This window comes from Thiomicrospira microaerophila, assembly GCF_000934765.1.
Taxonomy (GTDB): domain Bacteria; phylum Pseudomonadota; class Gammaproteobacteria; order Thiomicrospirales; family Thiomicrospiraceae; genus Thiomicrospira; species Thiomicrospira microaerophila.
The window spans coordinates 1-12639 of record NZ_JYNN01000056.1; the positions used below are offsets into that span (position 1 = coordinate 1).

The following is a 12639-nucleotide window of genomic DNA, read 5'->3' on the forward strand; positions in this document are numbered from 1 at the left end:
GGGTAAGTATAAGGATAAGCCTTAGGATTAAGGCACAAGTATGCTAACCTTAATCTTAATATATGAGTATCTATATATGTACATGAAAAAAAACTTGGGAACTTTGGGAACTTTGGGAACCTGGGCTTAAACTGTTGATTTTATTAAGTTTTTCGGTTCCCAAGCGTTGGGAACCAGTGGGAACCGTGGGAACTTTTGGGAACCTGGTGAGTGTTTGGCGCTGTTATTATAAGTATAAAGTCTTATTAATCTAATATATGCTGTGTAGTTAGGTGTGGCTAGGTGTAGTTAGGATTAGCATTTGATTGAATCTTAACCTTAGCTTTAATTCTTAGTTGTGGGTTAGCAATATGGTTAGAGTTAGTTAATCATGGTGAGTTGAATTGGTTAATCGATGTTTATATGCTTTGTCATCTTCGCGCGTTCGCACGAAACCTTCCAAAGCGGCCAAGGTTTAGACTGCGCCTAAACTTGCCCAGGTGATTAACGGTTTGTTGGGGTTATTGATTAACTGTGTGTATTGGTTTGAGGTTAAGTTATTGTGTTGTTTGGTTGTCATGGTTAAAGTTGGTATAAGATTAACTAGGTTGTGTATTGAGTTTGGCATTGTGTGATGTATTTAATGATAATCGTTTATAAGGGTATGGGGAACTGGTGATGGTTGGTTGTTTGGTGGTGATTATTGGTTGAGTGTTTGACCGAGTTATTCTTCTAATGTTTTAGTGTATAAATTTTATACAATGTATTTTTGCTTAATAATCCATTGACATAGTGAGGTTTAAGGTTTAGACTTACGACGAATATTAAAGAATGGAATCTAGAATATGACTTTTAAACTAAAAAAATCTTCACAGATGGTTTTAACCTGCTTGTTTTCACTGTCACTAGCAGGTTGTAGTGGCGGTGGCGGTGGTTCGGATTCACAGCGGTCAGACACCAGTGCGTCAGACACCAGTGCGTCAGACACCAGTGCGTCAGACACCAGTGCGTCAGACACCAGTGTATTATTCAGGCCTGTCAAGCTTAATGACACTGGTATTACCTGGGGCGGAAATTTTTCATCAGGTAATAATTTAAATTGCACAGGTGAAACCATTGAACAACAAGACTGTAGCCACGGTCGCGATGCGCATGCAGCGGCAGGTAGCCTAAGTAAAATCGGTGGCGGCCATGCTGGCTTCGACTTTACGCGCCTTAATGCCGATGGCTCCACCTATACTGGTAACGGTATTTACACACAAGCCCCTTGGGCTTGTGTTAAAGACAACCACACCGGCCTAATTTGGGAAGTCAAAACCCCGGCAAGATCAGGCGGTATTCATGATGCCAACAACAGCTATCGTTGGGGTGGTAAAACAGCCTTGCTAACCGGCGAGTTTGGTATCCGCTATAACGATTGGTACGTGCTTGTGGACGGCAGTAATAACAAAAAACTCTGTGGATTTAATGATTGGCGCGTGCCGAGTCAAGAAGAATTGCTTTCGATCGTTAACTATGGACGAGCATCCCCTGCAATCGATCAAAGCGTTTTCCCAAACACACAATTAAATTGGTATTGGTCGGCCTCGCCCTTTGCCATTAGTAGTGACTATGCGTGGGGTATCAATTTCCGCGATGGCGATAGCCACTACGGTTATCGCGACTTCGGCTATCCTGTGCGTCTCGTGCGTAGCGGACAGTAACTTTGCTTTTTTGTTAAGGAGGGGTGCATGGCGGCGCAATTGAAACAACTCCCAATTTGGTGTGATGCCAATTGGTTTCTGCTAGCGATTGAAAAGGTCGTGAAAACTTTCCCAAAGTATCACAAATATACCTTGGGCACGGAGTTGCGCAAAAAAGCCTTAACCCTGTGTAACCTGGTTCACCAGGCCTAGCATGAAAAAGCGCAAACCTGTCAATTGCTCAAACAGTTTAAATATTGTATGGGCTGCTGCTGCAAGCCATGCACCACAATACACCGTTATTATCCAGCTGCCGGATATTTTTATAAATTTACGAGGAGAAAACCATGTTCGCTATTCATCAACGCTATAAAGTGCTAGGCGCGGCTCTTGTTCTGAGTGTAATGCAAGTATCACTAGCCCAGGCACAAACGTGTCAAGTCGCCATACCCAAAACCACTCCAGCGTCTGATTTTACCGTGCATAACAACGGTACGGTTACCCATATCCCTACCGGTTTAATGTGGACAGTTTGCTCTGTAGGGCAGACCTGGCAAAGCGATGGCAGTTGTTCCGGTACCGCATTAACAGGTTATAACTGGCAAACGGCGTTGCAAATTCCGCAAACCTTAAATTCAGAAGGCGGGTATGCCGGACACACTGATTGGCGCTTACCCAATATCAAAGAACTTAATTCGTTAGTCGAAAGGGCTTGTCATTCACCAGCCATCAATACCGCCGTGTTTAATAGCACACCATCAAGTAAGTATTGGTCGGCCTCGCCCGCTGTCAATGATCGCCTTGTTTCGAGTGTCAATTTCGAAAATGGCCAAGCCATATCCACCAACAATTATCGCAGCAACTTCATCAGCTATCATGTGCGTCTTGTGCGTATCGGACAGTAACTTTAGCCGCGCACAGCGGCTTTTATAATTTTTAATAAGGAGACAGTATGTTACAGAAATCATCAAACACTAAAAAAGCAGTATTAGCATCTGCATTATTCGGTTCCTTTGGTTTTATGGGGGTAAGCGCTGCAAGTGATACAGATAACTCACTGAGTTTTGCACAAGATAAGCATGTCTCAGCATTTCTCTACTCAGGTAGTTATACAACAGGTTTATATGGTCGCGTACAGATGCCCGTTAAAGATGTTGGTTTAGATAAACATTTTGGTCAATATGCCGATCATTTCCATGTTTTTGGGCATGGTTTATACGGTTCTGGTGACATTGGTGCCATTGATTACTCTCAGTTTGCCGTTGGTGGAGGTATGGGTGCTTGGTATAATATCTTTAAAGCAAGTGATGATTCATTTGCCATTGCAGCTGAGATTAATTTAGGTTTATCATACGCTAATCATAGTTATGATTTTTACGGTGGTTCACATGATAAAAGCGGTATTGAATTTGTCTTTGATTGGCGATTTAAGGCTAAGCTAGCGACCTTGCCCGATCTAACTTTCGGACTAGGTTATAGAGATACAGGGACAAGGTATGCTAGTGCAGATAGTTATTTAGGCATACTGTTCGGAAGTTATGATATTAATGAAAAACTTTTTGTTAAGGCTTATCTTGGTAGCAGTAGTGCAATTGGTCTAGGTTACGCTTTTTAAACTTTTTGCCTTTGTAAAGATTTTAAAGGGTGGTAGATAAACCTGCTTTATGCAGGTTTTTTTGTATCCCGTTTTTCCATTCTGTTGCTAAGTTGTTGTCCAACACGCAATTCTACTATTGCTCTTTTTTTTATGTTATAGTTATTCTAGTGCTTAAAGTTAATCTTAGCCTTAAGCTAAAGATAACCAAAAAAACAAAAAAAAGAGAGGTGACAAAATGGGAAGCTTGTATCACAAACAGAAGATGAATATTGCATCAAAACAACACAAGATGGAATACATGGTTAGCAATGCAGGCAAGGAGGATAACTCGGATGTGTTTTACTTCCCTACCTTGCAGCCCGGCATAGCGGGCATGCATCAGATTGGCGCAGATGATTTCGGCGCGTATATGCTGGCTAGTGAGTTTGATACCAAGTCAAACTATCTGGCACTTAAAGATGCCGGTTGGGCAACGACAATACGTAATCGCGGTGACCTGGAGGCGGATCATATTGTACTCTCGTTCACGTATGCGGAGAGTGCGAGCATCACTAAAGAGCAAAGAGATCTGATCGCAATGGCTGTGCATGGTGCGATAGAACAGCAGACTTTTAATCTGACACATAATGAAAATTCGCACAGAGAGCACTCACTGCAGGTACATGGTGACACGGATAATCTGCACGTACATATGCTTATCAATCGTCATGCCGTTGACCATGAATCTCAGTCGATTAGCACGGCATTTGATATGTTCGAGGGTGAGAAACTTGTTGAGTTGTCAGAGTTGATTAACAACAGACTTGTTAATGCCGGTGTACCGCTAGTTGTTGCGATGGCATCACAAAAGACCAGCACGAGTACAGCACAAAACTATGCACACAAGACAAGCAGTGTACGTCAAATTACGTCTAATAATGAAAAACTAAAGTCGTTAGATATTGATGATGTGAGCGAGTTTGATGCGATTGCTAAGTCGCTCAGTGATAAAGAAAAGGCATTAACGGCTGAGTTGGATGCAACGGTAGCGATGCGCCAGCAGTTAAACAAGGCGTTGGCAATTCATGTTCAACTTCAAGATGAGAAAGAGAAAACAGCCAAACTTGAAGCAGAGGTGAGCAAGCTTGATGCTGAGGTTGCACAGCGTGATACAACTATCCAAAGCATGACTGAAAAACTCACTGAAACAAATGGCGTGATTGAGAATTTGACTGGCCAGCTAGATGAGGCGAGATCAGAGAATGAAGATTTGAGTTCTGAGAATAGCAATTTGGAGGCACAGTTAGAGCAGAGCGAGTCGACTGTTAAACAGCGTGAGGGTGTGATCGCTGAGCAGTCGAGCAAGATTGAGCAGTTGTTGAAAAAGCTTGATGAGCAGGCCAAAATTAATGCTGATGCACTCAAAAAGATTGATGATTTTGAAGTAAGCTTGGCTGAGGCGAAAGCACAACTCAAACAAGCATCAGAGCAAGTTTTAGCATCTGAGAGCGTTGTTAGACAAACTCAAACTAAGTTGAACGAGGTTGAACAAAAACTAGCTGAGAAAGGCGCACAATTGACTGAAGCACATACTAATCTTGACAAGTTCGCCGAGGTGTCTGACGAGATGATTAAGACAAATGAAGACCTGCACAGACAGGTTGTTGAGCGTGATGGTATCATCGGCACATTACGCCAAGAGATCAAGTCACTGCATGATCATTACATGGAGAAGATGACGAGGTTGCAAGAGTCTTTCTTTGAGAAGATGACCGAGATGCTTGGTCGTGGTGACAAAAAAGAGAGCAAATCAGATGAAAAAGGTTTTGATTTTGATCCGAACATTGATGTTATGGATAGCATTGAGCGCGACTATGAAAACTCACAAGTTGATAGTAGTGAGCATGACAAAAAAGACCTTGATGAAGATGATGGCGATGGAGGATGGGGTCAGAAATAGACCTTTAGTTAAACATAGTTAATCATCAACCAAGAGAGCGGTTAAGCATTATGCCTAGCCGCTTTTTTTTTGCCTTTTTTTTATTATCTAACAAAAGTCTATTGACGAGTTTAAACGAATATTGTTATAATAAAACCAAGTTAGTTAAACATTGTTAAAAGGGGGTTGTTTGATGTCTAAGATAGTCAGTATGTATTCAAAAAAAGGCGGTGTTGGCAAAACCACCCTTGCGCTCAATTTTGCGTTTTACCTAAAGTCACTCGGTAAGTCAGTTGAGTTTATCGATCTTGATCCTCAGCAATCAGCCCTGCCTTTTTTTAAAGATGAGCAGTCGAGCGACACTCCGATTATCTACTCAAACAATGTCCGCCACACCCTTAAGACTGACTTTGTTGTTATCGATTATCCACCTGGTGCGACTTTGGATCACAAAGTAAAAGGCTATCCTGTACTCATATCCAACCCGACTAAAATGAGTATTCGTGATACCTACCTATCAGTGATCAACGCAGAGCATGAACGATATGCAGTCGTGATGAATCGCTATCAAGGCAATGTACGTGACAACAAACTTTTGTCAGATGAGTTACTTGAAGCAGTCAAAAAGAGCAATGTGACACATAGTGCAAAATGCAATTTATTTACTGTACTCGGCTTACGGGCGGGCTTTCAAAGTGCAGAGAATATCGACAAAACATTGTTCAACTTGTCGTCTGAGGATAAAAAGCGCATCAGCAGTTACGCACAAATCCGCGACGAATTAACAGACGTTTTTGATACGATTATAAAATATTGTTAAACTTTAACTAACATAAACAAGTTAAACATATACTATTTAAAACTGGTTTATGTTATACTAAGTTTAACCGAAAACAAATTTAAGACAAACAAAGGAATATAACTATGGCACTACTCGACTTCGATAACGCGCAACCACAACCACAACCACAAAGTGATGATGCGCAGGAACAAACAACTACACCTCAAAACTGGTTCCGTGTTGAAACCGCTACGCACGACAACGCACTCTTATCACAGATTCAAAAGAAACGCTCATTCGGTGATGACTACAAAAAACTAACCATAGACATTAATCGAAAGTTGGCTGATGATCTCGGTATGCAACCTTGCACCGTCGCCAAATCCGTTCCCGCACTGTTAGAGTTTGCTCTAGCAGAGTTGCGCAGACAAAACAAAATGCTTGTGATAGACTTTGAACAATAATAAATAGATAAAGGATAATCCCATGCTCAGAACTTCAGTCAAGAAGAAAAGCACAGCGCAAGCCGCTAATGATATCAGCGATGAGTTGGGCGATTATCACGATCAAGGCTCAAAAAAGAAAAAGAAAAGCAAAATTAAGATCGATCAGTTCTCACAGATGATTGAACTATCCGATAAAGAGTTTTATGGCGTTATCGAGGTGCAAGGTGAACTCTCAACAGGCACTTATTTTTGTAAAAATGTCGATGGCTTTGGTATTGTTGAGCGCAAGCTATCATCACGCATTATTTTCATTCGTGAGAAAATCGTTAACAGTGATATGCAGTTTGTCAAAGTTAGTTATTCATACACTAATACCGAGTTTAAAGAACTGCTGATCGATGTCGCAAGAATCAGTGACTCACGCTCAGAAGTACACACAACACTTAACATCACAAACACCATGAGAAAGGAGTTTAGTGATACGATTGCGCACGTTGCAGTTACTCACTTTTCATCTATACAAGAACACTATCAAGCCAGCGTTGATCCAGGATTTACTAAAGACTTTTCTGAATTTTTAATCGTCGGTCGAGATGCAATTCGTGAAGATGCACAGCCTCATTTAACGTGCAGTGAAACCGACCCCAGTAAAGAGATTGCACTGCTAAAATTCGTTGTAGAACGCTTTCCTTTGGCGGCTCAAATGCTACCTGCAATGATCGCAGGCTTTGTCGTCAAAGCCGTGGGCGCAAGCCAAAATCCCATCTTTTTGTTTGCCGAACCCAATGGCAATAGCGGTAAAACAACAATCGCCAAGCTACTGCAAAAGGCATTCAGCAATGAAAAACTTATCACCATGTCATCAACAAATGTGGGTATCGAGCGCACCTGTTATAGTGCATCAGACAGCTTTTTCATAGGTGACGAACTTGAACACTATTCTGATGGAAACTCGCACAAGATAGCAAAAGTAATTCACATGATCGCGCTTGGCGGTGGGCGTGTCAAAGCGAAAGCGATGGGTGCAAAGACCGCTAAACTCGACTTCAAGCTATCTGCAATCTTCCTGTCAAACAAGCTAGCAGAGGACTTGATCAAAGGCACAGCACAGGAAGAACCTGTACTATCAAGACTAATTGACATTCATGTAGAACAGCTTGATAGCACAAGTCCCGATTTTACAGAAAACAAAAAAATACTCAGAGATATAGAAAAGGCTTTTGATGATAACCCAGGCTTTCTCACAAAAACAATCATCGACTACATAAAAAACAACCGTGAATCAATCGAAACACACTATTATAAAGTGGATGCAAATCTGCGCCAGCAAATGACACAAAACACGCTTAACGGGCGTAATATAGACGTACTGGCGGCTTTCTATACAGCTAACTTGATCATGCGCAATGTGCTAAAAATCGAGCATAAAATCAATGATGATTTTGTGAAAAAGCTAGTGAAACAGTACACAGTAACAAGCGAGTTGGCTGTCGATAATCACACCCAAACACTCAATGAGATCTATAATCTCATGTCACCTATGCTTGAGAAAAGAGGGTATTTTGCTGAATCTTTCTACGACCTAGAACACACAACAAAAGATAACAAGGTCATCACCCCTGCTGATAAACAAGCAAACAAAGCGACACAATTTAACTCAAAGCTTAAAGAGGTGCTAGGCTATGTGCAATACTCGAACACCACACCAAACACAGCATCAACATCAAGCTTTGAGGATGTGAAATACCTGTTTTTGACAAACGCAGGTCTTGATAGATGCAAATCACTCAAGATCAATACAACAGCACTAATATCTTTTTGTCGTAAAAATGAAACGCTAAAAGTGACACCGAGCATGGTCGGCCAAAGACTAGACTACAAAGACAAACGACTAGGTAGGGGTATCTGTTTTGATATAAGACGCTTTGCTATCAAGCTTAAAGAACTCGAAAACGACTACTACGATGAACTCGGTTATTAGCAAATCATAACCAAGTTTGTTATAATAGATTTAAGAAATATATCCAAAGGAAGTATTAACATGGCAATGACAAACAGCTTTCAAGCGGGCGGGAACTACCAAGCTTTCTTAGAAGTACTTGCTAACGCCCACAATTTTACTTCACCTGCGCTCGAAGCAATTAAAGAATCAGATCGCATCAAGGCTGAAAAAAAAGCAGAACAACAGCGTATTGCTGATGAATACAATCAACAAGTAAGACTGAAGTTTGAAATCGCTGTCGCAAAGGCTCAAGGCATCACGCTTGAGCAATATTATGCTGATGGCAAGGAAGAGCAAACAACAGCAAAAAACGTTATTTCAATCAATCAATACCGCCGCTAGATCCAATCCAAGCCAAGCTAGTCAAAACACTGGCTGGCTTGGTTTGTCAAAAAGTTACCCAGCGTAACAAAAAACACCCCTTAAACCGTTATCCAACATAAACAAACACTAGATCAACTGTAACATTTTTGGGGTGATTTCCGTTACTCACTAAAGCTTGTTAATCTTATACCAAGTCTAACCATGTTAATCCTGCAACACAAAATCTACTACTCAAACAACTAAAAAACTCCCCACATCACACTCCAACACCAAACCCTTGATGCCTCACCCATTAATTGCGATGATAAACAAACATTAAAAAAGAGTTGATTCGCCTTTTTTAATGTTTAACCCTAGCATCTGGCAATTTTGCCAACAACAATAAGGAGATACAAAAATGAATATACAAGTAGAAATTGATGAGTATTTTAATATGGGTGAGTACGAAATTGGCGGCTCTGATTTTAACGAAGTGTACGCTACGATCAGCGGCATTGATGATGAGCCGATTTCAATTGATTTTCAAACCGGTGTAGGTGATGACCGCGCAGCGGAGTTTAGTCAAGACCATGTTGATGATAATTTTACTAACGAGTCTTATGATGAGCGTTTATCAGTACTTCTATTCTGTGTTGTTCGTGAAGCGTATAAGCGCTATGTTGATGATAGAAAAATAGATAACCTGATGACACTTTAAGACAGCCCTCCATGCGGGGGTATTAGATAATGACTCACCAATACAGCCAAAAAACAGAGGATAGCCTTGCGACAGATGATTCAAGATGAAATCAAACTTGCAAGGCTTCTGATATTCAGAGAACTAGGATGGACAGAGATTTGAACATGCTAAAATGGCCTCAATCAATTAAAATTTCAGAATCAAAACCGAATTCATTTAATTGCTCACCAGAAAACTCAATAACATTTTCTGCAATGTCATATAGTTTAAAATATCCAACCCTAATGTTTTGACCATAATCTGTCGAAGGAATGATCAACTTGTGACTATAATTATAAATCCACGAATCATAGTTATCACCAAGCTCATTGTGCATTCGAATGTAAGCTTTATCAAAACCTGAAATATCATCTTCAACACCAAAGCTTATCTGAACTCCTTTTTCATTATTTCCTTGAAATTCATATAAGTTAAAGCTTATGAGGTTCGGCGGCGTCTTATCTTCAAAAGAATTTTCTAAATTAATTTCTGTTTGAAACCCCATGCTAGCCAACTCTGTAGTTGAGTAATAAGGATTATTCCCCGCTTTATCAGCAACCCTGACTGTATTGACAGTATAAACTCCTGAGGCTGCATATTTATTAAAATCAAACCGACCTTCTGCACTACCGGAATCATTGTAATAAAGCCTTGTCTGCAATGAACTTCCACTTTGGTTTTTTAACTCAATAATAAGATCATTTGTCAGCCCGCTTTCAGCATCTGTAACTTGCACTTCGTATTCAACATAGTGATTTTGCCGCACTGAATCATACATCACATCGCTTATTGAAAAACTATTGATCACAGGAGGAATGTCGTCTTGATTCTCGTTTTCAAATGCAAATTCAATTTCAAATCCAGAGTTAACTAAGTTTGTATTTCTGAATTTCACTATACCATCACTAGTTGGTACATCAATTCTTCGAATTTGATAAACACCTGATACAGCATATTGATTGAGTTCATAGGCTTGTTCAAATAAACCAGTAGTTTGATTTAATGGAATATAAATCCAAGTCTGCTCATTCCCTACTAGCCAGAATAGTAGGTTAAATCCACTGACGTTAACTGCATTTTCAAGATCTATACTAACTTTTACAAAAGGGGGTTGACCCTCCTCTTGCTCCAGATAAAAGTTTAATTCTTTAATTTCTATTGGGCCTAATGGCTCAACAACATTCACTAATCTCGTTACTTGCGTGGCTGCATTGCCTGCCGCATCGCTAACACTGTAGGTCAGGGTGTAACTGCCAACGGTATTCGCATCCACTGTGCCAGTGACTTGAATTTTGTCAGTGAGATTGCCATCCACATTGTCTGTGGCGGTGGCACCTGCATCGCTGTAGATTTCACCTTGGTTGATGTTGATACTGGCATTACCATTCAGGGTGATGACTGGAGCCACTGTGTCAACTACAGGTGTTGGATCTACAGGTGTTGGATCTACAGGTGCTGGTTCCACAGGTGCTGGTTCCACAGGTGCTAGTTCCACAGGTGCTGGTTCCACAGGTGCCGGTGCTACAGGTGCCGGTGCTACAGGTGCCGGTGCTACAGGTGCCGGTGCTACAGGTGCCGGTGCTACAGGCGTTGGAACCACACCAATACTCCCCGCAATCGCTCCAGCTAATAACTCAACATCCGTATCATTGGTACTAAAATCACCATTAACGACCATAACTTCTAATTGCGTTAATACCTGGTTAGACAAATCAGCAAGCGATTTAGATGTGGTCGATTCTGTTGATTGCTGGTATACGCGCGTTGAAACTTGCGCGATTTGATGGGCTTTTTTGGCTTCAGGTGTATCTTGCTGCAGGTAGTCAGCCGTCACATCGAAATCGGTGGGCAATCCGAGTTTTTGACTTACCGTGGACTTGGCTTGTTCAAGTGTCTTAGTTGGGGTTTCGCTTAACACGGCATCTAACAACGTGGTCAAAGGGCTAATAAACTCATGCTGGCCTTTGGGTGCGGTAATTGTAAAGTTCTTTTCTATTGGCGTTTGAGGATTATCTAAATCAATCGTTTGCCCTGCTATGGCTTCAACCACTAATCGATAATTGTTGAGATTGGTCGTTGAAGGAATGTCACTAAAACGGTAAGTGCCCGTTGCATCCGTGTTAGTGGTCGGTTCCCCCGCATCACATTTTAAATTATGGTTCATGTCCAAACAAACGCGCGCACTGGCTAAATAACCATCCGCGGCTTTTCCCGTAATGATATGGGTTTGCGGAGTCGTTGTACCAGAGTCCGAATCACCTCCACCACAACCTGCCAGTGTCAGTGAAAACAAAAAAGTTAAAACAAACTGCGAAGATTTTTTTAGCTTAGACATATCTTAATTCCCTTAATGTTTGCAGTAAGTCTAAACCTTAAGCCTCACTATGTCAATAAATAAGTAAGCGAAAATACAGTGTATAAAATTTATACACTAAAGCATTGGAATAATAACTTAGCAACAAGCAAAACACTCAACCAACCATCACCCCCACCAACCAACCCTCACCCGTGCCCCCAGACCCTTGTAAATGATTATCATTAAGTCCACCATTCACAATGCCAAACCCAATACACAACATAGTTAATCTTATACCAACTCTAACCATGTCAACCAAACAAAAAAAAAGACAAACCACCAAACAACTCAATAACTTAACCTCAAACCAATTCACACAGTTAATCAATAACCACAACAAACCGTTAATCAACTGGGCATCTTAGGCGTAGCCTAAGTATGACCGCTTTTCGCTTTGGAAGGTTTCGTGCGAACGCGCGAAGATGACAAAGCATATAAACATCGATTAACCAATTCAACTCACCATGATTAACTAACTCTAACCATATTGCTAACCCACAACTAAGAATTAAAGCTAAGGTTAAGATTCAATCAAATGCTAATCCTAACTACACCTAGCCACACCTAACTACACAGCATATATTAGATTAATAAGACTTTATACTTATAATAACAGCGCCAAACACTCACCAGGTTCCCAAAAGTTCCCACGGTTCCCACTGGTTCCCAACGCTTGGGAACCGAAAAACTTAATAAAATCAACAGTTTAAGCCCAGGTTCCCAAAGTTCCCAAAGTTCCCAAGTTTTTTTTCATGTACATATATAGATACTCATATATTAAGATTAAGGTTAGCATACTTGTGCCTTAATCCTAAGGCTTATCCTTATACTTACCC

The 12639-nt window shown here is 40.9% G+C and carries 11 protein-coding genes; 10 read left to right on the top strand and 1 reads right to left on the bottom strand.

Features of this window, described 5'->3' with window-relative positions:
• Positions 1 to 824: 824 nt before the first annotated feature.
• From NA59_RS11490 to NA59_RS11530, 10 genes are all read left to right on the top strand, one after another.
• Positions 825 to 1682, top strand: coding sequence for an Lcl C-terminal domain-containing protein (locus tag NA59_RS11490; RefSeq protein WP_044412773.1), 858 nt, complete (start codon positions 825 to 827; stop codon positions 1680 to 1682).
• A gap of 27 nt (positions 1683 to 1709) precedes the next feature.
• Positions 1710 to 1874, top strand: a complete 165-nt coding sequence (locus NA59_RS15170; RefSeq protein WP_157792612.1) for a four helix bundle protein — start codon at positions 1710 to 1712, stop codon at positions 1872 to 1874.
• 134 nt (positions 1875 to 2008) lie between these two features.
• Complete coding sequence (locus tag NA59_RS11495) at positions 2009 to 2566, top strand: Lcl C-terminal domain-containing protein (RefSeq protein ID WP_044412776.1); 558 nt, start codon at positions 2009 to 2011, stop codon at positions 2564 to 2566.
• Between the two features lie 47 nt (positions 2567 to 2613).
• A complete protein-coding gene (locus NA59_RS11500; protein ID WP_044412778.1) occupies positions 2614 to 3276 on the top strand; it encodes a hypothetical protein in 663 nt (220 codons plus the stop codon).
• Positions 3277 to 3493: 217 nt separating this feature from the next.
• Positions 3494 to 5197 (top strand): coiled-coil domain-containing protein, encoded by a 1704-nt coding sequence (locus NA59_RS11505; protein WP_044412781.1) that lies wholly within the window; start codon positions 3494 to 3496, stop codon positions 5195 to 5197.
• A 172-nt stretch (positions 5198 to 5369) separates the two neighbouring features.
• Entirely contained in the window at positions 5370 to 5996 is a 627-nt protein-coding gene (locus tag NA59_RS14495) for a ParA family protein (protein WP_083945057.1), read from the top strand.
• A 104-nt stretch (positions 5997 to 6100) separates the two neighbouring features.
• Positions 6101 to 6421 carry a hypothetical protein gene (locus NA59_RS11515; RefSeq protein ID WP_044412785.1) on the top strand — a complete coding sequence of 107 codons (321 nt, stop codon included), beginning with the start codon at positions 6101 to 6103 and terminating at the stop codon, positions 6419 to 6421.
• 22 nt (positions 6422 to 6443) lie between these two features.
• Positions 6444 to 8384, top strand: a complete 1941-nt coding sequence (locus tag NA59_RS11520) for a DUF927 domain-containing protein (RefSeq protein ID WP_044412788.1) — start codon at positions 6444 to 6446, stop codon at positions 8382 to 8384.
• Between the two features lie 60 nt (positions 8385 to 8444).
• A complete protein-coding gene (locus NA59_RS11525) occupies positions 8445 to 8747 on the top strand; it encodes a hypothetical protein (protein ID WP_044412791.1) in 303 nt (100 codons plus the stop codon).
• A gap of 379 nt (positions 8748 to 9126) precedes the next feature.
• Positions 9127 to 9426: a hypothetical protein gene (locus NA59_RS11530; protein WP_044412794.1), complete on the top strand. Its 300-nt coding sequence runs from the start codon at positions 9127 to 9129 to the stop codon at positions 9424 to 9426.
• 160 nt (positions 9427 to 9586) lie between these two features.
• Here NA59_RS11530 and NA59_RS14500 read toward each other — a convergent pair whose 3' ends face one another.
• Complete coding sequence (locus tag NA59_RS14500) at positions 9587 to 11782, bottom strand: DUF5011 domain-containing protein (protein WP_052501650.1); 2196 nt, start codon at positions 11780 to 11782, stop codon at positions 9587 to 9589.
• Positions 11783 to 12639 lie beyond the last annotated feature (857 nt).

What these genes read in the sequence shown, in the direction of transcription:
- NA59_RS11490 (WP_044412773.1), top strand. Translation starts at nt 825, where the DNA reads ATGACTTTTAAACTAAAAAAATCTTCACAGATGGTTTTAACCTGCTTG.
- NA59_RS15170 (WP_157792612.1), top strand. Translation starts at nt 1,710, where the DNA reads ATGGCGGCGCAATTGAAACAACTCCCAATTTGGTGTGATGCCAATTGG.
- NA59_RS11495 (WP_044412776.1), top strand. Translation starts at nt 2,009, where the DNA reads ATGTTCGCTATTCATCAACGCTATAAAGTGCTAGGCGCGGCTCTTGTT.
- NA59_RS11500 (WP_044412778.1), top strand. Translation starts at nt 2,614, where the DNA reads ATGTTACAGAAATCATCAAACACTAAAAAAGCAGTATTAGCATCTGCA.
- NA59_RS11505 (WP_044412781.1), top strand. Translation starts at nt 3,494, where the DNA reads ATGGGAAGCTTGTATCACAAACAGAAGATGAATATTGCATCAAAACAA.
- NA59_RS14495 (WP_083945057.1), top strand. Translation starts at nt 5,370, where the DNA reads ATGTCTAAGATAGTCAGTATGTATTCAAAAAAAGGCGGTGTTGGCAAA.
- NA59_RS11515 (WP_044412785.1), top strand. Translation starts at nt 6,101, where the DNA reads ATGGCACTACTCGACTTCGATAACGCGCAACCACAACCACAACCACAA.
- NA59_RS11520 (WP_044412788.1), top strand. Translation starts at nt 6,444, where the DNA reads ATGCTCAGAACTTCAGTCAAGAAGAAAAGCACAGCGCAAGCCGCTAAT.
- NA59_RS11525 (WP_044412791.1), top strand. Translation starts at nt 8,445, where the DNA reads ATGGCAATGACAAACAGCTTTCAAGCGGGCGGGAACTACCAAGCTTTC.
- NA59_RS11530 (WP_044412794.1), top strand. Translation starts at nt 9,127, where the DNA reads ATGAATATACAAGTAGAAATTGATGAGTATTTTAATATGGGTGAGTAC.
- NA59_RS14500 (WP_052501650.1), bottom strand. Translation starts at nt 11,782, where the DNA reads ATGTCTAAGCTAAAAAAATCTTCGCAGTTTGTTTTAACTTTTTTGTTT.